Origin of the sequence: Alkalimarinus coralli (assembly GCF_023650515.1) — a bacterium.
Lineage (GTDB): Bacteria > Pseudomonadota > Gammaproteobacteria > Pseudomonadales > Oleiphilaceae > Alkalimarinus > Alkalimarinus coralli.
Genome location: NZ_CP096016.1, coordinates 733232 through 756598, shown reverse-complemented (window position 1 = coordinate 756598; position 23367 = coordinate 733232). Strand labels below are relative to the sequence as shown.

General features: G+C 43.0%; 20 protein-coding genes. 1 reads left to right on the top strand and 19 read right to left on the bottom strand.

The genetic code is table 11. The annotated features are described in order from the left end of the window. Positions 1-28: 28 nt before the first annotated feature. Positions 29-706 (bottom strand): hypothetical protein, encoded by a 678-nt coding sequence (locus tag MY523_RS03385; protein ID WP_250657399.1) that lies wholly within the window; start codon positions 704-706, stop codon positions 29-31. A 518-nt stretch (positions 707-1224) separates the two neighbouring features. On the opposite strand from MY523_RS03385, the gene MY523_RS03380 reads away from it, so the two are divergent. Further along, complete coding sequence (locus MY523_RS03380; protein ID WP_250657398.1) at positions 1225-2376, top strand: glycosyltransferase family 4 protein; 1152 nt, start codon at positions 1225-1227, stop codon at positions 2374-2376. Between the two features lie 56 nt (positions 2377-2432). On the opposite strand, the gene MY523_RS03375 is transcribed toward MY523_RS03380, so the two are convergent. The 18 genes from MY523_RS03375 to MY523_RS03290 form a co-directional block, all read right to left on the bottom strand. After that, the gene (locus MY523_RS03375; protein WP_250657397.1) at positions 2433-3392 is read right to left on the bottom strand and encodes a glycosyltransferase family 2 protein; all 960 of its coding nucleotides are present in this window, start codon (positions 3390-3392) and stop codon (positions 2433-2435) included. A 54-nt stretch (positions 3393-3446) separates the two neighbouring features. After that, complete coding sequence (locus tag MY523_RS03370; protein ID WP_250657396.1) at positions 3447-5261, bottom strand: HAD family hydrolase; 1815 nt, start codon at positions 5259-5261, stop codon at positions 3447-3449. Then, the gene (locus MY523_RS03365; RefSeq protein ID WP_250657395.1) at positions 5258-8503 is read right to left on the bottom strand and encodes a glycosyltransferase; all 3246 of its coding nucleotides are present in this window, start codon (positions 8501-8503) and stop codon (positions 5258-5260) included. The genes MY523_RS03370 and MY523_RS03365 overlap by 4 nt, the downstream gene beginning before the upstream one ends. A gap of 237 nt (positions 8504-8740) precedes the next feature. Next, a complete protein-coding gene (locus tag MY523_RS03360) occupies positions 8741-9520 on the bottom strand; it encodes a sulfotransferase domain-containing protein (RefSeq protein WP_250657394.1) in 780 nt (259 codons plus the stop codon). After that, complete coding sequence (locus tag MY523_RS03355) at positions 9498-10739, bottom strand: ABC transporter ATP-binding protein (protein WP_250657393.1); 1242 nt, start codon at positions 10737-10739, stop codon at positions 9498-9500. The genes MY523_RS03360 and MY523_RS03355 overlap by 23 nt, the downstream gene beginning before the upstream one ends. Before the next feature lie 69 nt (positions 10740-10808). Beyond that, positions 10809-11597, bottom strand: a complete 789-nt coding sequence (locus MY523_RS03350) for an ABC transporter permease (RefSeq protein ID WP_250657392.1) — start codon at positions 11595-11597, stop codon at positions 10809-10811. 140 nt (positions 11598-11737) lie between these two features. After that, positions 11738-12580, bottom strand: a complete 843-nt coding sequence (locus MY523_RS03345) for a hypothetical protein (protein ID WP_250657391.1) — start codon at positions 12578-12580, stop codon at positions 11738-11740. After that, on the bottom strand, positions 12574-13587 hold the full coding sequence (locus tag MY523_RS03340; protein WP_250657390.1) for a glycosyltransferase family protein: 1014 nt from the start codon (positions 13585-13587) through the stop codon (positions 12574-12576). The genes MY523_RS03345 and MY523_RS03340 overlap by 7 nt, the downstream gene beginning before the upstream one ends. Before the next feature lie 14 nt (positions 13588-13601). After that, positions 13602-14228, bottom strand: a complete 627-nt coding sequence (locus MY523_RS03335; protein ID WP_250657389.1) for a DsbA family protein — start codon at positions 14226-14228, stop codon at positions 13602-13604. Between the two features lie 138 nt (positions 14229-14366). Beyond that, a complete protein-coding gene (locus MY523_RS03330; RefSeq protein WP_250657388.1) occupies positions 14367-16031 on the bottom strand; it encodes a hypothetical protein in 1665 nt (554 codons plus the stop codon). Positions 16032-16315: 284 nt separating this feature from the next. Beyond that, positions 16316-18526: a secretin GspD/PilQ domain-containing protein gene (locus MY523_RS03325; RefSeq protein WP_250657387.1), complete on the bottom strand. Its 2211-nt coding sequence runs from the start codon at positions 18524-18526 to the stop codon at positions 16316-16318. 115 nt (positions 18527-18641) lie between these two features. Continuing rightward, positions 18642-19145, bottom strand: coding sequence for a hypothetical protein (locus MY523_RS03320; protein WP_250657386.1), 504 nt, complete (start codon positions 19143-19145; stop codon positions 18642-18644). A gap of 12 nt (positions 19146-19157) precedes the next feature. Continuing rightward, positions 19158-19739, bottom strand: a complete 582-nt coding sequence (locus MY523_RS03315; RefSeq protein WP_250657385.1) for a hypothetical protein — start codon at positions 19737-19739, stop codon at positions 19158-19160. Further along, on the bottom strand, positions 19739-20845 hold the full coding sequence (locus MY523_RS03310) for a hypothetical protein (RefSeq protein WP_250657384.1): 1107 nt from the start codon (positions 20843-20845) through the stop codon (positions 19739-19741). Before MY523_RS03310 ends, MY523_RS03315 begins: the two co-directional genes overlap by 1 nt. Further along, positions 20793-21863 (bottom strand): hypothetical protein, encoded by a 1071-nt coding sequence (locus MY523_RS03305; protein ID WP_250657383.1) that lies wholly within the window; start codon positions 21861-21863, stop codon positions 20793-20795. Before MY523_RS03305 ends, MY523_RS03310 begins: the two co-directional genes overlap by 53 nt. Next, entirely contained in the window at positions 21853-22557 is a 705-nt protein-coding gene (locus tag MY523_RS03300) for a prepilin-type N-terminal cleavage/methylation domain-containing protein (RefSeq protein ID WP_250657382.1), read from the bottom strand. The genes MY523_RS03305 and MY523_RS03300 overlap by 11 nt, the downstream gene beginning before the upstream one ends. Beyond that, positions 22538-22966: a PulJ/GspJ family protein gene (locus MY523_RS03295; protein ID WP_250657381.1), complete on the bottom strand. Its 429-nt coding sequence runs from the start codon at positions 22964-22966 to the stop codon at positions 22538-22540. Before MY523_RS03295 ends, MY523_RS03300 begins: the two co-directional genes overlap by 20 nt. After that, complete coding sequence (locus MY523_RS03290) at positions 22963-23367, bottom strand: type II secretion system protein (protein ID WP_250657380.1); 405 nt, start codon at positions 23365-23367, stop codon at positions 22963-22965. The genes MY523_RS03295 and MY523_RS03290 overlap by 4 nt, the downstream gene beginning before the upstream one ends.

The following is a 23367-nucleotide window of genomic DNA, read 5'->3' as shown; positions in this document are numbered from 1 at the left end:
TTAACTAAGCCTTATAGCCAACGCAGGGTTAGGAGGGGTATTTTGTTTTGTAGTCTAAGTATATTTTCGATGCTATGGCGTAAAAGAGAGATGCGAAAAAGCCTATTATAATGCTCAACATTGCAAACTTAAATAACAATTTAATGCCGAGGAGCAGCTCATTCTGCACTTCAGGCTCTATCACCTCTAATTTCGCAACGCGCGTTATACCTATCACAGAATATGCTTTATTCTTGTTTTGTTTTGCGGCCTGCTCTTTCCCGTGAGCATGGGCAACTATCGCTTCAGTCGCACTCTTAACTAGAGACTCTGCGTCGGCACTAACTTCATTCTCTGCCGAAACCCAAAGACCATTCGGGGGGTTATCCTTCTCACCTGCATCAAACACTGATAATTCAAGTTCATCCGTGCTATAAATTTCCACCAGTAAATCAGGGCTCACAATAGGCCTTGCATCCCCTCCATGCGTAAGCACCTGCCCGAGTTCAACTAGCGCACTTGCGCGATAAGCTTGTGCAGAAACACCCTTTGCTATATCCGGTTCATTGACGAAAGATCCATGAACAATAAATTGTTTGCCTGTAAGTGATAAAAAAACCAGGATAGACACTATTAACAGAACGCTCAGCAATCGCCCCCACCTTTCAACAAGAAAACGAATAAGGTCTGTTAATTCAATTTCTTGAAGATGTTCTTTTTGAGACATCGTAGGCTCCTTTAATAATTACCTGGCGATAATATGTAACTTCTAACCCAAATACAAAGCAGGAACTCAATGGGTTTATAATGATTGATGTTGAGGGATAAACTAACCATGAGCAATTAATCCCCTCCTCCATACCTGTTTCCCCGAATCATTTTACCTCCCCCAATTTCTGCCTCATACGGGTCAGCAGATTTGAAGTTAACATTAAAGAAAGGGTGGACCGAGAGGATATTGACATCCATAAACCTTAATAGATGCCTGGGCCGCTACAACCATTAAGGTGTTTACTTCTCGACACATCATCAGAAATTTAAAAGTTTCGAATACAGTATTGTGATATTATTTGCAATTAAGCGGGTTGTAGAAGCTATGTCCTGTCTAAAAAACCTATATTGGACTTTAAAATTTTCACCGCATGTCGTTAGAGTTTACCCGCGTTCCCTCCAAAGGAATCAATCGCTAGCGCAGTAATTTTATCAACACAAAGAAGTAATTGTATATACAAAGGCCCCCTCTAAATGAAAAATATGCTCTTCGCAATCAACGTAGACTGGTATTTTAATCTACACTGGAAAGATCGTATCTTTTCTCGAATGACCAAAGGGCTAAAAACACAGGTGTGTTACTCAAAAACAGAAGAGTACACCGTAACAAACGACGATATTGAAACAATCACCTACAGCTTACACAGGTCAAGTATCAATCCGGTCAGCAACTTAAAAACTTTTTTAAGCTGCATAAAAATAGTCAATAATAGCCAACCCTCTATTATTCATTCAGTAACCGTCAAGCCTAATCTCTTTTTTGGACTAATTGCACGCTCCAGGAAAATTCCAATACTAATAACAATTCCTGGTTTAGGTAGTGTTTTTTCAACTGGCAGCTTAAAGTTTAGCGTTTATCGAAAAATTATTCTTTTTCTGTACAAAGTTATAGCCAAGAACAACTGTTATTTTGTTTTTGAGAACCCAAGCGATAAACGATTGTTTACCAAGCTTTCAATTTGCGCCCCTCAAAATAGTGCACTATCGCCAGGCGCAGGTATTGATCTAAGTAAATTTAAATTCAATGCAGACATAGCATCGCCTGATAATAAAATAAGGGTTTTATTTGCCGCACGACTAATTTATGGCAAGGGGTTAGAAGATTTAATAAAGGCAATTGACCTGCTCAACCAAAAAAGAAAAATTTTTCAACTTGATGTTGCTGGTATTATCGACGCAGAGTCCCCTGAAAGTATCCCACAGTCACAAATTTCCTACTGGCAACAAGCAGGGAAGATTAATTGGCTGGGGCAAGTTGAAGATATTCCTGGCTTGTTAAAGGAGGTCAACATTGTCGCACTACCAACCCGTTATGCAGAAGGGTTACCAAGAATTCTTCTGGAGGCAGCTTCTGCCGGGCGCGCAATAGTAACAACAGACAACCCGGGCTGTAATAGCTTAATAAAACACAATTATAATGGTCAGCTTGTGGCCCCCAGAAATATAGAACAGCTTGCGTCTGCTCTTCAAGTCTACCAGGATCGGGATTTAAGATTGTTACATGGCCATCGGGCTAGACAGTCAATTGAAGAGAAGTTCACTATAGACTTTGTTATTGACTGCTATAAAGAAGCCTATGACTTTTTATTAAAAAACGAACGGAAATCAAAGCAAAAACAGCTCTAAATTTAACTGACTCACTCTCTAAATAGACATCTTAAACGTTCTATGCCGTGCTCGCCTCATAATTTACCCAGCCTATTTGTTAAGCCGTGATACACTCCCTTAACTATCATCAAAAAGTGTTCTTTCCGCTGCTTTGTGAGTGTTGAAAATATAATGAGCTGCAGGATGGACTTAAACAATACATGAGCTTTCCACGAACCTGGAAGATAGCCCCGCTTACACAATACCATTAAGTTCCTGTAAAAATAGTAGTGCCTTAGCGGACTATGCATCGTTATTTGCCTAGCCCCCCCAAACAATAAGAGAGGTTTATCACCTATGGCATGTATCATTTTTGCATCAAAAGCCCCAAAACACTGATAACCTTTTGATGCGGCACGAAACCCCCACTCAATATCGACACAATCGATAAACAGCGGCTCTTCCATCATTCCAATATCATTAAAAACGTTAATGTCTATTAATGACCCCGATGAAATAATAAAATCAGCCTTACACCATCGTGCATTAGCATCAGGTGAAGAAACTTTGCCCACACTAATGTTTTTAGATGAAATAAAAGGGGAAGGTTTGTTTGTACGTGCATCTCTGTGCTCAGGTCCGATAGCTGCAACCTTATGGCCAAACGTTTTAATTTCTTCTTCGGCTTTTAGCAACTGATAAACCATATCGGGCGCAGGTTCGCTGTCTTGGTCCATTAGTAAAACATGACTGCTGCGGAGACTAATGGCTTCAATGATACCCATATTATGAGCCGCAGCTATGCCTATATTTTCATGCAAAAGTATAGTAGTACAAGAATAAGCTTTAGCCAAATCTGACAGCTGATCATTCTGATTAGAAGCATTATCGACCAAAATCATGCGCTCGCATTGGCCGGAAAGCGTTTTAAGCAACGAGCTTAACGATTCCAGGTTTGGCATATAAGTAACAATAACAGCCGTAACACATTGTTTAATGTGATCATGCACTGCTGCCGGCGCATCATTCACATGTTTTTCTTTCTCACTTGCCACTAGTTTCCATTACCGTTTAGGCCAACTATAACGAGTACACTCAATGCCCCCACTTCAGGGTGATTGGGTATAATCTAAGGGAGCTGTATTTTTATTACCCGTACTTGCCCAGGTATCAAAATTATTAATCTCAGAAAACACTGTCCAGTTGTGCAAATCCTGCCGTGTGCAAAAATCTATAACAGGCCATGCCAAGTCTTTAGCATCGTCATTCATGTTGATGTTAGAGATTAGTTCAAAATACGCGTTAGCGAATATTTCTCCTCCACGGGTAATGTCTGATATCTTATCAGATGTCCCTTCTGTGTTCCCTCTTCCTGCATCTTCTAACGCCACTGTGCGGCCGTTATGCCACTCCAAGCCAATAACAGTATCGTGAGGAGCTGAGAAAAATGTTTCAATGGCAACTCTATTCCTATAAATGTTATCAATGACATCCCGGGGCTCTGTTTTTGTTGAGAACAATGCCGACATTTTTTGCTTACTCTCCCGTTGGCGTTTTTCAGCGGTGTCCGCTAAGCAAAAATAATAACCGTGCACATTAACATCCATCATGCTATCTACCGCAAGCTCAAACGCTTCTTGAGTAGACCCACTCCAACCGACATCCACTAATGCCAGGTTATGCCCCGACTTTATGCCGAGCTGGGTTAGACTACCCAATAATCCTTGTCGATTTCTTCTGCAAACCTTCAGGATTTGCCAACGGTATGCATACAAAAATTGCTGCAAAGACGCTGTGTCCTGCAAGTCAATCAATTGTGAGTCAGCTAAACCTAACGTTCGCATCACCTCACTGTCTGGCGCAGGCACCCCAATCCGTTCTAGTAACTCAAAAGGAGAAAGCCCTTCAGCACCTGATAGAAAGTAAGGCATAAAACTAACAAAATTATGTTCATTAATAGCCGCTAGCATAAACGCCGTTCTAGACCCCAGGAAATAATCAGACTTAGCCGTCAGGTTGCATTGATGACATTCTGTTAGTTTACTGAGTAAATAGCCATCTCTCGATAAAAACAGAACATAATCAATTTGGTCTCGGGTAGACTGTTGTTCAATCCACTTCAAAAAACCAACCGAGGCAGGTCCCCCATAATAAAACCCCGCCTCCAAGCAGGATTTTTCAGGTATTTTATCAGCATATAAATTGATTAGGCCCCGCGCTAACGATGCCGATACCGCGTACCGGTCAAGCTTTTGAGGTACTCTTTCACGACGATAAAAGAATGTCCGTAAGCCCTTTGAGGCTGCCTGCTTAACATCCGCGAGTTCATTATCGCCAATATGTAGTATATTCGCGGGCGCTACATCCAGGTCTTTAGCCAATACTTTAAAAAGCTCTCCGGAATCTCTTTTGGTCGCATTAAGGTCAGATGATATGTATAACGGAACATTCTCAATGTTATGCTTAGCTAACGATTCGACAAAAAAATCACCTGATAAATACATATCTGACGTAATGACAACGGTTTTTCCTTTGGTGATGGCGTGCCGGTATAAATGGATCATTTCGGGGTTAGGGTGCACCAATGCTTGCTCTAACTGATATTCGGCAAGCGCCAGATCTTCCTGGCTATAAGCACATGCAGGAAAGCAACTATAGATGCCCTTTAATGTGATTTCTTTAAGGCCTGCACACTGCATCTCTGCGAAAGCATCGACCTGAGCTTTTTTCCGCAATACTCGAAAGTTATCTATACCTAATACATTACCTAAAATATCAAACGCATCTTCAGGGTTACAAAGCGGCCTGATAAATAGAGTATCGAAAAAATCAAACGATACCACTTCAACATTCTCAATCTTTCGCTCTAAATCTATTAAGCACGGAGAACGTTTTGCAATTGAGTTTATGTCTGAATTATTCATTGTGGCACCTCAAAATTAATGCCATTAGGGTGTAAATTGACACTATAAAATGGATCATATTGGAAATACTGAGGATGAGCCTCATTTAAAGCCTGCAGCTCTCGTTTAAGCCTGGCAACTTTTTCAGGATCTATATTATCTATTCCTCTGCTTACAGACTCATAATGGGTCAAACGCACAGACTGACAGACAACATTAAATAAACCTTGATCACATAGACGCATACAAAGGTCAACATCATTATAGGCAACGGGGAATGCTTCATTAAAGGTGCCAACGGAATGAAACTTCTTTGCTTCCATCATTAAACAAGCGCCTGTTACCGCTAACCAATTATATTCCAGTAAATTCCGCATATAATATCCCGGTGTATCGCAATCTTGCCTTATAAAAGCGTGCCCTGGCCCGTCTTGTAAATTTAGCACTCCAGCATGCTGTATTTTATTGCCCTCAGGGTAAAGTAATTTTGCACCAACAGCACCAATATGCGAAAGCTGAGCATATCCTCCCATTCGTTCCAGCCAGTCTGCACTAATAACTTCTGTGTCATCATTTAAGAAAAGAAGTAACTCTCCCTTTGCCTCTTGTGCACCAATATTATTAAGTTCAGAAAAATTAAACGGAGCATCATGCCTTATAACCGACACATCTTCTTGTTGACTTACTTCTTCAAAGTAGTCTAAACATTCTTTTTCAATAGAACCGTTATCAAGAATGATAATTTCGAAGCTTCGATAACTACTTTTCTTAAATATGGATTCAATACAACGGCGCAATACCTTCACATTATCTCTTGTTGGAATAATGATGGAGATAAGCGGTTCGTTTTGAAGGTCATAAACCACATTAAAATAACCATCAACCTGAGAGACGGCTTCCAACTCTCCAATAAGCCCTCGGCGTTTCAACGCATCAAGCCGAACGTTCTTTGAAGCTTCTAATGCATAAGGCTTAGCCGAAAGATCAGCTGCTATTGAGGCAGGAATTATTCTCCAATGATACAAAACCTTGGGAATATGACTTATTCGGTTCGTCGCTTCGGTAATGCGTAATACTAAATCCCAGTCTTGACAACCATCATATTGCGAACGTAATCCCCCAACTTCATTTAATAAGCTTTTGCGTATGCATGCCACATGGCAAGTATACATTGTGCTCATCATCGTATCGGGTGACCAACCTGGTTTAAAGTGCGGTTGAGTAAAACTCCCATCAGGGTCTATTTTATCTTCATCGCTGTAAATAAAATCAGGATTATCTCGTTTTATACACTTCGCTAACTCAAATAAGCAGTCATCCGTCAGTTCATCATCATGATCAAGTAACACTATATAATCACCACGCGCCTGATCTATAGCAGCGTTAGTTGCACCGGCAATCCCCTGATTTTCTTCAAGATACAGTAGTTCTATTGATGGGTGGGTGATATTTTTTAAGTAATCTTTAACACTAGCTGAAGGACTGGCATCGTCTGCTAAAATTAACTGCCAATGCGGATACCACTGGGACTCTACTGACCCTATCATTTTTTCTAATAAATCTAATGGCGTATTGTAAAGCGGTACCACGATTGAAAACAACGGTGCGGCTGATTTATCGCCAATTATTTCCATCATATTGGCTGGTTTTCTGGGAGGGATATAGGTATACCCAGCCGAAGAAGTCGCCAATGAATAGCCTTCATCTGACTTTACAATGGCGGCAGATCCGGTAAAAGCAGGTTGAAAAGTGCCGAAGCCCGTTGCAGAAGCGGCCACGACAGGCACCGACGATGAACGGGTTTGTGCCGGGCCGAACTTAAGCCTGTACTTTATACCCAGAACCCCTTCCTGACGCCAAATTCTCATGACATTAGCAAAGAGCTGAGCCAAACCATAATACCTAACAAAGCTGAAGGCACTCCGTACAGCCAGTTTTATATTTCTTGCGTTTACAGTCAAAGCCCTCAATGGTTCGGTGACTCGCCAGGAAGTTGATTCATGATATATCTTCAGCTGCTGTTGTAGCGCCTGATTAGTCTGTTGCTGATCAGCAATGGTTTGAGTTAAACGGCCGAGTTCAGCCACTTTTTCATCGATCTCTTTTTGGTGTTGTTGAGCATCAGCCTGATGTTGTTGCTGGTTCTCATGAATAGTTGATTGCAGAACTTTTTGCTGATTTTGCAGACTTAGATTCAGCGCCTTGAGTGAATCGTTAGCCTCTCTAAGTCCGGCATTTGCTTCAGCGGTCTGGTTACGAATATCTATCGCTGAGAAGATTTTCGCTTCTGCGTCCTGCAACTCATCACAATAATGTTTTATCGCCTCCCCTTTTTCGTTCAGCTCGTCATGAAGCAAATAAAGCTCATTTTGCAGCTGCCGATCACCCTCAAATTTAGCCGAGGCGTGTAAAACAGCCTTGATTTGTTCGGCTTTAAGTTTTGGAACCGAATCATATTTTTTCAACGCCTCATAGAAGGCAGTAAGATAAGCCGGTGCGTTTGCAAAGCGTTCGCTAATATCGTCATCAGCACGACATAAATCACTATCAATAAATTCCCTACAGTAAGCGTTTACTTCTTTACTGGTTTCAGCGCTCCACTCATCTGGGTCGAGCGCTAGAAACGCCCCTATCCTCTTTAGTTCAGACTCAGGATTTTTGAGTAAATTTTCATAACTAACCACTAATACATCATCGACTGCTTGCTCTAATAGCGCCAAGTTATAGTGGTACCACAAATGGTAAGATTTTAAGTCGCTAAAATGATCTCGGGTATTGAGTGAGTTAGCAACCGCTTGCGGGTGGCGTAAACATAAAATCGTTTTAGTTGAAAACCCGGCATCTTTTAAGCATTCACGCCAAATAGGCGAAAGTAGTGAAATTCGGGGGTCTTTAATGGCAATTCGATTTTTTTTGGGGAAGCTTTTAGAGATAAGCGCACGAATCTCATCTTTGTGTCCAGCTATTTGGGCAGATATTAGCGCCGAGCCCCGTAACACACCAGGCCTATCCCACGCGGCATGACATTTAGAAAGAAGCGCTTCATTCAGGGTTACAATCCCCATATCTTCCCAGTAACCTTTTTGATTATCCTCACTCGCCGGCATGAGATTATTACCGACACTATAGCCTAATGTTTTTACCGCCCGACTAAATGCGCTCGTGCCAGATCGGTGCATACCCAGCACTAACACAGCTTGTTTTTTGTTTTTTGTACCGCTATTTTTTGTACTGTCAATCTTTGTACTTTTTTCTGTTGACACTCTTTTGTCCTTTTACCAAATACAACTTGAATTCACTACTAGAGAGCTTTGCACGACGTTATGAGCAAATCAAAGACAAGGCAAAACATGACGAAAAAGCGCAGTTTATGGCCTATAAGTCCCGCCCGACCCAGGAGAGCGCATCATTTTGAGTCATTTTTTAACGCTGTATTTGTAAGCGCAGTCGTCGTGCAAAACTCTCTACTAACAGGTTTTAATACCGTATAGTGGCAGAGCCTAGCGATTTATTTCAAAAGATCTGAACAGCTTTCGTTCATGCTTTAGTTTAAATGATGCATACCATCGAGCAATCTTAACAGCCAATTTATCTGTGTTATATCGCCCTTCAAAAACGTCTTTCTCAGGCACCTGTATGCTATTAACCCCTAGAAATGAAAACACACGCGCTAGCGCTTGCTGTTGCTGATGGCGAAGCTCACGATTCGTCATTATCAAGATATTTTCAGTGGCTAAACTACGCTTTAGGTTTTCAATCTGTGCGTTATACCTACCCCTGTCTAGATAAGAGTGATGTCGCCATGATGACTCCCACCCCTTATCTCCCCGGCTATTAAGAAGCCGTTTCCTTTCAGATAAAAAGGCGCGCAGAATACTTAATGTTTCATCACCTCTGTTTTTTTCCATGAAGTAATGAGAAACCGCTCGGTCAACAGGGTCTCTAGTCAGGAAAATAACTTTAATGTTTGGATTATACGCGACTAATCTAGCTGGGATATCTTGCCAATACGCATAGATTGGCGTGGCATCACACACCCACCTTTCACCCTTATAACCCCCCATTATTAGTTTATACCTCGCCTGAATATCTGCGAGCGAAAGTGAGTCAATGTCGGGCGCATCAAATATATGGCCTTCCTTACCGTTCACGACAAAAATATCAGGGTGCTGAGCAATAAAGTTGGCCAACGCTGTTGTACCACACTTCTGCCCGCCTACAATTGCCAAATTCATCTGAGGGTTTTGATTGCTAACGTCATCCATTATTGGGTCGCTCAAGCCACTCATACGTCAATGGAACTGGAAACAAACCTGTAAAGAGGTGCCGCACATCTTCAATTACTTCCAAAGACAGCAGGTCGTCCTGACGGCTAATTAGCCTTGTTCGATCTAAACCAGGTGCATCAACTAGCCTCATGCGGAATCGATATATCCCTTTTTGAAATGCACACTTGATCGTTACTTTCAAATCTGAGCTTTTTTCCCCTGGTGGAATAGGGATCCGCTTACCTGTCAACTGTAGCCCCTTAGCATCAACCAAATCCAGAATGAGATACGGAGAATCAATTAAGTGACCTAACGTCACAGTAAGGCAAACCGTTACAGCTTCATCATATTGCAAGCTTGCATGATGGCCATGCCCTTCCAAATGCGCTTGAGTTATACCCCAGCCATCAATAGCAAACCCCTTACCGTTTTCAATTGAAGGCATTTTTTCTCTTTGCTTTTCTATACCTTCCCTCTGCACGTTCTGTAAATAAGTCATGGTAACATCATCAGGAAACCCATATTGAACAACACGACCTTTGTCGAGCAACATAGCTTGCTTGCAGAATGCTCGAACGGTATTCAAGTCATGCCCAACGAACAGCAGCGTTGTTCCCTTACCCAAAATTTCTTCAATTTTGGTTAGTGCCTTTGCCTGAAAACGGGCATCACCGACAGCCAGGGCCTCATCAACAATCAATACCTCTGGATCAACATGTACCTGAACAGCAAAGGCTAGTCGCACCATCATGCCAGAACTGTAGGTTTTAACCGGACGATGAATAAAGTCACCAATGTCTGCAAATGCCACAATATCTTCATAACGGGTATCGATATCTGCCCTGGACAGGCCCAGAATTGACGCATTTAAATAAACATTTTCATGGCCGGTGAACTCAAGGTCGAACCCGCTACCGAGTTCAAGCAGAGCTGCCACTCTTCCTGTTACATCAACCGAGCCAGAGGTTGCTGGCAAAGTACCGGCAATGATTTGTAGCAGCGTACTTTTACCACTGCCGTTAAGCCCTATAATACCAAGACTTCCTCCACGCTCTATTTCAAAGCTAACATTTTCCAGTGCGTTAACTTGCTGGCATCGATTATTCTCAAATCGCTGATACCAATCTGGAAAAATGGCGCTTAAGAAACGCTTGGCGAGAGGCACTAACAGCCGGCTTAAAGGGGTTTTCCAAACAAAATAGACTTTAGATATATTATTAACGCGTATCACAATACTTATTCAACTTTTTACATTCAAATTTTTACCAGAGCGAATACCCGCACAAGGGTTTATGCAGAACTAAAGTACATCAGCAAACCCCTTTCTAGACTTTTGGAACATCCAAAAACCAAGTACTACAACTAACAAGGCAACACATGAATAAATAGCCAACGCTTTGAAGTCTGGCGCTTCATTATAAAACAGCACTGTGCGGCACTCCTCTACAATTAAAGCGATAGGGTTCAATAATATCCACGACTGAAATGTTTCTGGCAAATTATCTATTGAGTAAAAAACAGGACTCATAAAAAGCAGAAGTGTCGCTAATGTACCCGATATATGCTGAATATCTCTCACATACACGCCTAGTGCCGCCAATATCCATGACAACCCAAGTACCAACACAAAATAAGGAAGCAGTATTAAAGGCAGATATAAGGCAGCAACAGGAATCGAGTGCAGCTCAATCAAAATAAAGCAAAACAGTAATAAAAAGCCAATTGCAAAGTTAAACAGTGCGCTTAAAAAAGCCACCCATGGTAATATTTCCAGCGGGAACACTACCTTTTTAACAAAGTTTACATTTGAAAGAATTAACCCGGGGGAACGACTTATTATATCTGACAAAATAGCATGTATTGTCAACCCTAAAAACAATACCATGGCAAAATTAAGTTGCACCTCACCTGCTACCCCCCACCGGGCCTTAAACACATATTTAAAAACAAAGGTATAAATAAACAACATCAATAATGGTGTTACGAAGGACCAAATCAGCCCCATTAAAGAGCCTCGATAGCGGGAGTGAATATCCCTAACCAATAACTGCCAGACCAATGTACGATGAGTCCAAAAAGAGCTTACCATAGCTAACAACCAAATAATGAGCGCTTATATTTGTAATGAATTTAAACGAAACATAACACCCTGTTGAAATTGGCGGCCATTCTAACAGATTTAACCCTGCTACTAAGAAAAAATTTAGTTCATTACCGCCAAGCGAAACACTAACCCGCACTCGCTTCATCAAGCACTGCGGCAATTTCATGTTTGCTATAAAATTGCCAACAGCCATGACACTCACTCACAATGAGTCGTTCGAATACACTTTTCATAAAATCAGTATCATACAAGCTATTTGAGTTTTTGCTGACCAAACTCTCTTTTAGCTCAAGTGCCGCTGGAGCAATGGGGTAAAGGGCTCGGCCCTGTGATGAAACAATATCTTCATAACGAATAATATTATTCGCATTTAAGTACCTGGCATACTGCTGGTAATACCAGTTTAGGAGCATTAACTGGCGCTCAAGATTATCCACTTCTTCATTCAGTTTTTGATGCAATTCATCATCAAACGCCTCAGCCATAGGCGCATGACCTTTAGCCAAAGGGTGATCTAGAGAGTTCCATGAGGACAGTACTGATAGCGGGTTTCTGATAATGGCAAAACATGAAAATGTCGCTATCAACTCAGGTAAAAGCGCAGAAAATGCGTTAGGGTGCTTTATAATTAATCTGAAATCGTTGCTAAAGTTTGCCCCAACCTTTACAGCACCCGGTTTAATTAACGAGGGTTGCCGCTTACCCGATTCATTCTGGTTAAACGTATTGGTATCACCTTCAACAAGATTCCCGACTATAACCCCTTTATTATGTACATCTTCTCTTACCGATGAAAAAAACCGGTTTATGTAACCCGCTCTGGCTTCACGATCTGGCTGCGCGAGCAGACCCCCTATATCCATAGGTTCTACCATGGCAAGTACATTTTGCAACTGATTAAGGAGGTGACAGCTTAATGTTGTACCTGAGCGAGGTATTCCAGTCAGTATAATATTTTGATTTACCATAGCTGATCCAAATTTTTCAAAACCGAATAAAATGCCTCTCTTTCCCTATCCAATGAGTATCGACTTACCATTTCTAACGCCCCACTCAGCAGCTCATTCCGCTGAGATGTGTTTAACGATAGGGCCGTTAAAACTGATTTTAGCATTTCAGGTATGGTGTAAGATGGCATAAAACACGTTTCACCATGCACGCAAAAACCTCGATTCCCAACACAATCAGGCACAATTAAAACAGCCCCCGCTGCCATCACCTCTATCGCTGGCAAATAGAAACCTTCTGTAAAATTTGGGCAACACACCACTATACTATACTCACTTAACGCTGCTAGAAATAGATTTCTGTCTAACAGTGTGTTTACCAACCGGCACTCAATACCCAGTTGGCCCAACTCATCGGCCAAACCCTGCGCAACTGACGGCATTTTATAACCAACTATCAGTACTTTTTGGTTCTTATACACAGCTTCGCAACGGGAATCTAACGCTGCTGCTGTTATTTGGGGCACATCAACACCATTGGGTATCGCAATTACAGGACCATTCACCCTTTTGGTAGCAATGATTGCGTCCGCCACCTCTTGGCTAACACATATCCTGACTGCTTTCTGTGTTAAAAAGCTATACAGATCAGTTCGAGCATCAGCATGACGCACATGCTGTATCAGGTTGATTTTCGGCAATCCTAAGGCTGGCCCTCCCTCCGATAAAAGAAACTTCCAATCCAGGCCTGCGAGAAATAAAAGATCACCTTGAGAAGCCCTCCAGTTGTCACTACCAACCTCTGACTGAGGCCAAAGCTCTGCCCTTTCTTCAGCCTCCCTCTCGGAACGCGCTTCATGAGAAAAGACAATCCTGGCCTGATAACCGTCCAATGCCTGAACATTCCGGTAATAGTGGGCATGCTTCAAATGCCCTCCAGTAAATCCCGTATAATCGCGGTAAAACCAAACCCTGCGTTCAACCCCGGAAAAAAAAGAAGCACTCCACCGAGATAGCCGCTTCAACATATTAAGACAACTCCTTATTTATCTCTTGGCTTTTCGGCAAGATAAGACAACAATTCAAATAGTTGATCCACACTGGTAATAGACTCTATATCTACCACATATCTTCCCTGAACAACAAAAGCAGGGGTTTTAAATACTTTCGCCTGTCTGGTTAGCGCCAAAGAACCAGCCATACGCTTATTAACAGCATCACTTTCCCAGACTTGCCAGAAGCGTTCTTTATCCACATTATGTCGCGACAAATAATCATCTATACGCTCAGCACCCTGAAGTGTTGACTCTTCAGTTTGAAATATTACATACCCTAATTCATACATCGTCGCTAACACTCCCATTTCAGCGAATGTATGATGCAAGCGCGCCGCCTTAACCAAAGTACTCTCACTGTGAGCAGGAACCAAAGAAACACCAATGCCCGTTTTGTGACTCCACTCGGCAATAGCCGGAACCAACTGATAGCAGGTTCGGCAACCGTAGTAGAAAAATTCCATCACAGGCGCGGCGCCTGTGCTAATAGGTGTATCTAACACTTCGTAATGCCTTCCCTGCTCAAAACTATTGCTTGCCATTAGTTCATTAGCTGACACACCACCACTTAGCGCCACTATCATCAGTAACGCAAACATCATTTTTTTTAACATAAAATTTTCGACCATTTTAATCGGCCGATCACTGTCACGACCAACCCTAAAATAAAGAATTCTATCAATAAAAAAGGCTCCCGAAGGAGCCTTTCTTGAACCCGATACTATATCGTACCGGTATAGTATTTCTTACACTTAGTTAGACGTGTTAGAAGTACCATTGTTTTGAGCACCTAAACGGCTAGAATCACCAGAGTATGTAGTGCTAGTCATGTTAGTCAGTACGTTTGCAGGCGTACGAACCAGACCAAGCGCTTCACAAGCTGGGAATGCACCCTGAATAACCAGACGGTTACGACCAGAAGTCTGAGCTGCGTAAGTAGGCATGTTATCACCTAAGTAGCCAGCTTGACCTGGGTTAGTGTTAAGGGCAACAGTTGCGTGTGCAGCCAAAGAACCAACCAACTCAGAATTCAAGTCAATTTGAGTACCGTTCTGATCCCACATGTATGCGCGAACCGCTCCAGGCTTCTCAGAAACGTTAGTCAATCGGATAAATGCCTTATCACCAGCGGTTGGGTTTGGAACGTTAAACAACGTTACCTGACAACCGTTACGCAGGATCTGACCGTAGTCTAGGGTATCCTGAGAGTTAGTGTATCTTGGGTTAAAGTAGTTAACGTCAAGATTTGCTGTTACAGTTGATTCTGGAATAGCCGCAGTACCAGCTGCGATACCACAAACAGTATAACCAGCACTTAATGCAGCAGTCGTTTCACCAGTTAGACTAACGTTAACAGAGTTTGGATCACCTACAACAGCTGTTCCAACAAAATCACCCGCCCCAGTAGTTGCAGAACACGCACCAGGTGCAGTTCTCAAATATACTGAACTGTAACTTGCCAAAGATGCAGATGAAGTCACTACTAGATCAATAGTATCCGATCCGTTAAAGTCGAAGTCGTTAGCATCTTCTTTCTTAACATTTACAGTGTTCGTTAATGCATCAGTATACTGACTACGAACCACTTGCAAGTCACCCAGAGTAACAAACGCAACGTTATCGGTCTCGTCAAAGTCCTGCGCAGCATTTGCACCAGTATTACCAGCAAGATTACCAGTAAAGCTTAGCTCGGTATCGGCAACATCAATACGTGCACGACCACCTGGGGCAGCAGTGTAGTCAGTTAAAGTACCCGTTAACTCAACACCATCTTGAGATGAGAAAATAACCAGAGCAGTATCAGTATCAGTAACATTACCTTTGGTTACGTTACGGTACTCTGCGCCCAACCTAACAGCAGGGTTAGCAACACCACGTTCTAGAGCAGCAGTTAAGTTTTTAACTTTAAAGCCATCAACTCGTGCACTAGTTAGGTCAGTTGCATCTTGAACAGTCAACTGGAATGTAACCGTGTTATCACCAATAGCACCACCCTGAGTTACGGAAACCGCACTCATACCAGAGGCAGCAGCAGCGGCACCAAGGCCTGCAGTTTGACCAGCGCCAACACCACCTACAACCAAGTCATTAAGACCGTCAGTTGCAAAAACTAGCGTCACACCCGCATCTTCCCACTTATCCAAAGATGAAAGATCTTCACCAAAAACTGCACCACTATCGAGTGTAAATTTCACAGTAACCAATTCATTTAGAGCTAAAGCGTCAACCACATCAACAGTAAAAGTCACATCTGGCACAGCAACCAACGTTTCCTCTGAGCCAGCACCAAATACTTCGTTTGCCATTACAACAGCACCACTAGTCGCCGCAGTATAAGCCAAATCTCCTGCCATAGCGCCAGTGGAAGCAGCAGCCACTGCTAAAGCAAGCGTTGTTTTCTGCAGAATTTTTTTCATATTCTCATATATCCTTTATTTAATAACTTACGTAAGGTATTTATCTTAACTTATTAAAAATAATCGCAGACGAAGCGCTCCGCCTGCTAACAACGAGAATTGTAGAGGAGACATTCGCAAACATGCAAGTTTTTTTTTGCAACGCAATGTATCCTTTTCTATATATTCCCATCACTGTATCGGCCCACGTTTGCATCCCATTTATAAAGAACACCAAACGTGAGCCAAATCCATCAATTTCACGGTTAACTTACGCCAAAACCAGCTGCAAGCCAAGCAAAAATTTAAATATTCTCCGGATGCAACTGCAATTGCTCGCGAAAGGAACGCGTCAACGCCTCTGCTTGACCTGGTTCCTCTATAAGGTAAGGCACAATGAGTATCATTAACTCTGTTGAACCTGCCTGCGTGCTATCAGTTCTAAATAATTGCCCTATCCATGGGATATCTCCCAGTATAGGCACGCGAGAGTTTCCCTTTGACTGATTTTTAGTAATCAACCCCCCCAGCAAAACGGAACCGCCATCATGCAGACTTAAATTGGTCTCTATGTTACGCGTTGTGATAATCGGTGTAAGAGAAGGCGTACTTGCATCCCCTGTTGAGGCGCTCACATCTTGAGATACCTCCATATCTATTCTACCACCCGAAAAAACGGTAGGCGTTACCGTTAACTTAATACCCACATCGCGATATTCAATTTGCTGTGAAACAGCACTATCTCCGTCGATAATTTCATCTTCAGCAGTTCTAGACGTTAATACCGGGATTTTCTCACCCACATTTACACTAGCAGTCTCCCCACTTCTAACTAGCACCTTAGGCGTTTGCAATATCGACACATTATTGTCACTCGCAAAGGCGTTTAAAGCAATTCGAGTAGCCCCAGAACTACTTAAATAAGCCCACTTTAGCCCTGTCCCGCCAATACCTGCACCGGCTCCACCATCACCAAACAAGCTACTCACACTACCTAAAGCCCCGTCAACAGACCACTCCACGCCAAATTTGAATGTTTCAGAAAGTGTTACATCAGCCACAACCACCTCAACCATTACTTGCGCTGGCGCTTTGTCTAAGTCATGAATTAAAGGCAGTATTTCTTGCCACTGAGCAGCTTCACCCCGGAAAAGCAACATATTCCTTGCCTGATCCACCACAAAACTTCCACTCTTGCGAGAAGAAGCCGCAACCGCTATTGAAGACGTTGTTGTTTTTTTTGAGCTAGCCTCACCTTTACCCTGACTCGCACGTTCCCCCGTACGACCTGAACTATTCCCCATTATTGCATTAAGCGTTTCGGATAACTGTATAGCACCAGTATTCTTTACCTTATACCAATAAAAACCATCTTTTTGATTTGGCTTTTGAACAACTCTGTCCAATTGTTCGACCCATTGGCGAACAATCGATAAGATCTCTTCATTGGGCGCAAATACAAACAACGCATTAAGTTCATTGATTGGCACTAATGTCGTGTTTTTTGAGGTATTACCAATATCATACCCTTGGGGCTCCATGGCGGACACAAGCCCTTTTGATAGTGTTTCTGCATCCGTATACATCGGCTCTATTCGCAAACTATGCCGACCTTTCATTTTTGGTTTGTCTATCAGATCAAGCACTGCAGCCGCTCTTTTTACAATATCTGGCGCCCCCTGCAAGGTAACCGCATTGCGCGAGTTATCCCGAGCCACTTTCAACGATTGTTTTTCAAAGACTGTCTTTAGCATGCTATACGCATCACTATTACTGATAACTTTTAAACTTCTAATTAAAAATATTGGCCGATGGGTTGATGGCACACTGGGTAACGCCGTACCCGTAACAATAAGAGGCGGCTCTGATGAAATGCCTGGTGCGGTACCTAATACAAAACGCAAAACATCTCCCTGACGAACAATTAACACTCCGTAATTAGCCAGGATTTGTCGACTTAGATTAAAAATGTCCTGCCTGTTTCTAGGCTCTGTAATGCGCAATGTTACTAAGTCTTGCTTATTGGCAACATCCTGCGCCATTTCAAAGTCTAGCGATAACTGATTGGCAAATACTTCATTAATAAATACGGGTAAAGGTAGATCACCAAAGCTCATATTTATATTTGCCGGCTCATCAACCGGGAAAAGCGGGTCATCTTCAAGTAGCTGAGTTCGCACTTGCCGATCAGCGGATACTGGAGGCCGCTCAAACCGATGCTTAACTTTACGTTTTTCATCTTTCTCTTGATCTGTGGGTTCGACACTTTCATGCTGGGTCGTTTTTTGCGCTGCCACACCAATGGGCTCCGCCCTTAGTGGCGGAGGCGGGAGAAATTCTTCTTGTGGAATCAACGTGCAAGACGCCGCCAGCACCGACAATAAAATAATAGCAGCACCTCTTAACAGTGCTACACTGCAATTACCCTGCTTAGCCGCAAGCCCCATTAACACTCGCCCCTTAAACCGGTCACTTTCTGGTGACTCGCCGCTAGAGACAGCACTCTTACTTTGCATGGCCATGCTGTTTAAATTTACGTTTGTAATCATTGTCTTTACGGTTATCACTTACACTGTCATTTACGTTAATTAATTGCTTCAGATTGAGCGTTTAATACGCCTCTTCGAAACCTTAGTTAGATTCAGTCATTCCCTGATCTATTTCTACCAATGAGTCCTCACTGTAAATATTGAGCTGACGAGGGTTCTGCCCTTCTTGCACTAGCACTAGCCTATCTGCATATACCTCTAATAGCCTCCATTTTGTTCCGGGTAGTGTGTCACCATTTTTGAAGCGCTGGTATTCTTTACCAACCTCAAATAACACCTCCAACCCTTTTGCCCCCCCTATTATTGCGCTTATTCTTTGACGCAGCACTTGAGCTTCACCCTGTACCTCTCCCGCTACTGTCTGAGACGCCCCCTTTTTAGTGGCTTTCTCCCCCCAAAAACCTGCAGTTATAAGCTGCGATATATCCGGGGCAGACACCGGTTGATTATCAACCAGCAACCAGCGATCTGTTTTTTCACTCTGTTCTACACTCAACATATCTGGATAAAACAACAAATAAAACATTGTGTTAACCAATATAAGCACTGATATCGCTACTATTATGCCTACGGGCTGTTTTGCCATTGTCTCGCCACCTTAACCCAATTCGAACCAAGCGGTTACATTCACTTTGTATTTTAGCTTTCTGGGGTTGTTAAAGTTAATCTCTTCATACTCGACAATGATCGAGGGTTTATGAGTGCTTATCCTTTGCATAAAACGCTGCCAAACACCCACTTCGTATACGCCTTGAAATTCTGCTTGCACAGGCCTTACTGATACATTTTGAGGCGAGTCTCCTAATTCAACAGTTATCCGGTCTATAACCAGCCTTTCATTCCGGGCTTGCAATTCCAGCCAGTCCCTTAATGTGGCTTGCGCTTCCCCTTCACTTCCTGCATGCCATAGCTTTTGACGAACCACCGTAAGCGCCTCAGCACTCTCTACCGCTCTTTCAGGCCACCTCTTTTCTTTTGCTGTCTGACGCATATCTTGCAGTTTAGTAAACGCTGCCCGGGCACTGTTTTCACTTTTTTGCCGGAACGACTCCAACTGAACAAAGCACCACAAACAAAAAAGTATGACTGAAAGCACGGTAATGTACTGTAAACGTTTATTTGATTGCCACTCCTGATTAGCCTGAGCCAAAGCTGCCTTCCACTGATCCGATAAGCTCATCACTCTCTACCCTCGACAATACTTCCTAACGGCTCTGTTACTTTAAGCTTGATATTGTACTGCCCTTTGATTCGCGAGCGAGTGACATTTACATCTGTAAAACCTTCTCCGTCTAGCGCCCGAACTAAACTCAGTGTATCGACAATTTCACCTTCAACTGTCATTTCAATCTGCTCAATATTACGCTCCCATTTTTTTAGTCTTAGGTTAAGACTCTCCGGGATTCGTCGATATACTTGCAGCTGTGTTGTCAACGTATCAGGCATTACAAATAGCTTCTTTATGTCTGATATCTTCAACAAGGCTTTACGCGCCTGACTGCGAGCTTCAAGCAGATTATTCGCAGAACCTTCAAGGTTAGCTATCTCTTGCTGGATATCTCGCTCAATTATCGACCACCTAGCAATTGAGGTAATTTGCAGACTTGTCACTAACAAAAATATAGCTGCAACCACAAATGCAACCTTTCTCTTTTTCTCAAACCACTGGTTCCACACAGGCCTTGCAACACCAGCCCACAGAGCCTCAGACTCCAAAGGGGCTATTGCTTCTAGCGGAGATTGCCGACAAGCCAACCCCTGAGACCGAATAAACCTATTTACCTGCTGTAGACTAGGTAAGTGCGCATACCATTGACTTGACAATAAAATACCGTCCTGCCAATTTTGCAGATCATATCCCGACGCACATTTAAACAAAGTGACACATGAACTAACGGGTTTTTCCCAAAGAACGACTTCAGAAAAGAAGGATGGCGATTGAATTCTCGCAAATGCAAACCCCTTTCGCTGCTGTTGCAATACATCTTCTATAGCGTCAGCATCCCAAAACCAAACCTGTGCAAACCCGGATTCCCAAGCGACACAGTAGTCCGTTCGATTCCACATACTCTGTGCAGCAACCTGATGCTTTAGTGCCTGTTCGCGCTTATTTTTGGGAACATGACGAAGATTAAGGCCAATATAACGACAGCAATCGCGCCCAACAATAACTTGTAAGTACAAGCTATAAGACTCAAGTTCTAAAAATTGATCTGAAGAAATAATTTTGCGTTTAGTGGAAAAACGGGTGATCAATCTCAACCGCAGGGCTTTTAGCCAATTCATCGGGAAGTGCTACTCTTGTGGTCCAATTAATAATCCTTGTGTTTCGGCCTGACTCTAATGAATCAAATTGTACATCATATACATGTGCAACGGGATCATTAATATGCCACCACCAAAAACGAAAACCTCCAGTCATCGTTATGCTAAACGGAATATCGTCACCGCCACTCTTATCACCAGGCAGATCAAAAATGCTTTTATAAGGTGCTTTTGCGCTAACTGCGGCGATTTCTTCAGCCATGGACTGGTTACTAGAAACCAGTCTTAACGCATCAATTGATGCAGTATTTGCGTTAACGGATGCCCCCCCATCCACCTTAAACGTTTTCAGCAGACTCGCATCAGAAAACCCCGCTAGCGCATCCGTCCAATTCATTACCGCCCTTAGTTGAAGTGGAAAACGAAGATAACCATTCATAGGCAAAGGTAGCCCTGCCTTTTCATAGTGATGCGCTTCCGCTCCACTTTCACGCCTATAGCTATTGTGATCCTGATAGTCATAAAGTGTTTGCTGAAGCCTTTCAGTCATTTTTTTGTTACCGCCCTGCTTAGCCAGTGCGGTAAAAACAGCCCGCTGGCTTAATGAAGATAGCCCTATTAAACCACCTCTGTCTTGCACAATAACTCTGACACCTTCACCTGCATCCCAAACACGACCATCCATTCTCATATAACCTGCCGCCGTTCGAGCTTTCGCCTCGGGCGCTGCACCACTAACAAAATCTTCTAAGCTATCAAACCCCAGCACTTGTAATGCTCTATCTTTTGCTTCAGTAGCAGGCCAAGGCACCCCGGATACTCCTCTTTCACCCGTCATATACGTATACAAAACCTTTGCAAAAATATCACTTCCTTTTATTTGAGCTCGTACTTGCTGTTGGCGCTCGGAAGCCTGACTCCTCGACTGATCGACCCAAACAGAAAAAGCGCTGGCAGCCAACGCCATTATAACCAACAACCAAAGCACTGAAACCAATACAAAGCCGGCATTTTTTTTTATTTCTGCTCTACATATCATCGCTAGCAACCGGTGAACGGTATTTTTTTGGATTACTGTTTAATGCAATAAACACACTGAAATTTGTTCGAACCCCTCTAACCGTCAAAACAACACCAGAAGGCAACAGCATGCCACCATCAGTCCCCGAGTGGCTCTTTTCAGGAAAATTTGTTATTAAACGCCCGTTATACCAATAACTCAAACTTGCCTCGGCAGCTTTCCACTCACGAACGTTATACCATTGCCACCGCTCACCGGTTACTATCGACTCGCCGTATCTTAGCTTTACGGCGTCAACCGTTTGCTCTAATCTCCATTCAATTTTATGAGGTACCCTGACATGAGGCAGAGATATACCATCGGTAGCCCCCCCCTGACCTTCTAATCCGACCAGAGGTTCAAGAGATATCCCTTTGAATGACGTTTCATCACCCTCAAAGCGCACACCTTTGCCCACTGGCCCATCAACACCATTCACCATTCCTTGAATTGAGTCTCGTAGCCACCCTTCGAGCAAATATTGAGATCGGGCGAGATCCTGGCGACGCTCAACAGCTCCATATATGCCGGCCATGTATACAAAACCTTGCATTAACACGCTAGATAGCAAAGCAACCAAAAGAACCACCACCAGCATTTCTAACAACGTGAAACCGGAATTCCTGACCGGGAAAGCCTTTACTTCAATACGCTTAATTGAAAAAAACATCATTAAGCTCTCTTACTTTTTTTACCCCCAACAATGAAAGACTAAACTCACCAATAGGATTATCATGGCGATAAACACTAACATCCGCGTTGATAAGACTTGCATGATTTATTGTTTTCGAATTCTGCTCATCTAATACATTGTTTTTATACGCAGTAGGGGTTGTAGACCAGTCTATTCTCAACTCTCCCAGTTGCACGCTACCTTGCGGCATAGCCAGCGGATCTATTGTATTGATAAAAGCCAGGGCGCTTTCTATTGCAGAGGAGCGAGTATTAATATGATCGATACGCTCCAATGTGATCAGATTTGAATTAACCCACCCATAAAGAGCGGCTGCCCCCATAGAAAATATAGCAATAGCAATTACCGCCTCAAGCAATGTAAACCCTTTCTGATTTTTCGAAATCATGGCTCACTTACTCTACAGTCTGGGCTTCTGAGTGATATCGAGTATTTATACTCCCCCTGAGTGATCAACACCCTCCCCCCTTCAGGGCAGAAGCCTGTTGCCGTAATCAAAATAGGTGTGGTAGCCGACAATCGAACTCCTAACAAACCTAGCCGGTCAGAAAAAGCCTGAGGTAGCACGTTTGGCTGTTGAGGATGGCTTGTAAGCACAAATGGCCGCCCGGTTCTACGAACAGCCAATGCCAAACTATTCAGCGCAGCATGTAATTCATTACGAACCAGCGCTCGGTTCATACTGTCGTACATCTGCTGCAGCCCTGGCATTGCGAGCGAGGTTATAAAACCCATCATGACGAGCACTACAACCATTTCCAGAATGGTAAAACCTTTCTCGTAACGCAT

What these genes read in the sequence shown, in the direction of transcription:
- MY523_RS03385 (WP_250657399.1), bottom strand. Translation starts at nt 706, where the DNA reads ATGTCTCAAAAAGAACATCTTCAAGAAATTGAATTAACAGACCTTATT.
- MY523_RS03380 (WP_250657398.1), top strand. Translation starts at nt 1,225, where the DNA reads ATGAAAAATATGCTCTTCGCAATCAACGTAGACTGGTATTTTAATCTA.
- MY523_RS03370 (WP_250657396.1), bottom strand. Translation starts at nt 5,261, where the DNA reads ATGAATAATTCAGACATAAACTCAATTGCAAAACGTTCTCCGTGCTTA.
- MY523_RS03350 (WP_250657392.1), bottom strand. Translation starts at nt 11,597, where the DNA reads ATGGTAAGCTCTTTTTGGACTCATCGTACATTGGTCTGGCAGTTATTG.
- MY523_RS03345 (WP_250657391.1), bottom strand. Translation starts at nt 12,580, where the DNA reads ATGGTAAATCAAAATATTATACTGACTGGAATACCTCGCTCAGGTACA.
- MY523_RS03340 (WP_250657390.1), bottom strand. Translation starts at nt 13,587, where the DNA reads ATGTTGAAGCGGCTATCTCGGTGGAGTGCTTCTTTTTTTTCCGGGGTT.
- MY523_RS03335 (WP_250657389.1), bottom strand. Translation starts at nt 14,228, where the DNA reads ATGTTAAAAAAAATGATGTTTGCGTTACTGATGATAGTGGCGCTAAGT.
- MY523_RS03330 (WP_250657388.1), bottom strand. Translation starts at nt 16,031, where the DNA reads ATGAAAAAAATTCTGCAGAAAACAACGCTTGCTTTAGCAGTGGCTGCT.
- MY523_RS03325 (WP_250657387.1), bottom strand. Translation starts at nt 18,526, where the DNA reads ATGCAAAGTAAGAGTGCTGTCTCTAGCGGCGAGTCACCAGAAAGTGAC.
- MY523_RS03320 (WP_250657386.1), bottom strand. Translation starts at nt 19,145, where the DNA reads ATGGCAAAACAGCCCGTAGGCATAATAGTAGCGATATCAGTGCTTATA.
- MY523_RS03315 (WP_250657385.1), bottom strand. Translation starts at nt 19,739, where the DNA reads ATGAGCTTATCGGATCAGTGGAAGGCAGCTTTGGCTCAGGCTAATCAG.
- MY523_RS03310 (WP_250657384.1), bottom strand. Translation starts at nt 20,845, where the DNA reads ATGAATTGGCTAAAAGCCCTGCGGTTGAGATTGATCACCCGTTTTTCC.
- MY523_RS03305 (WP_250657383.1), bottom strand. Translation starts at nt 21,863, where the DNA reads ATGATATGTAGAGCAGAAATAAAAAAAAATGCCGGCTTTGTATTGGTT.
- MY523_RS03300 (WP_250657382.1), bottom strand. Translation starts at nt 22,557, where the DNA reads ATGATGTTTTTTTCAATTAAGCGTATTGAAGTAAAGGCTTTCCCGGTC.
- MY523_RS03295 (WP_250657381.1), bottom strand. Translation starts at nt 22,966, where the DNA reads ATGATTTCGAAAAATCAGAAAGGGTTTACATTGCTTGAGGCGGTAATT.
- MY523_RS03290 (WP_250657380.1), bottom strand. Translation starts at nt 23,367, where the DNA reads ATGCGTTACGAGAAAGGTTTTACCATTCTGGAAATGGTTGTAGTGCTC.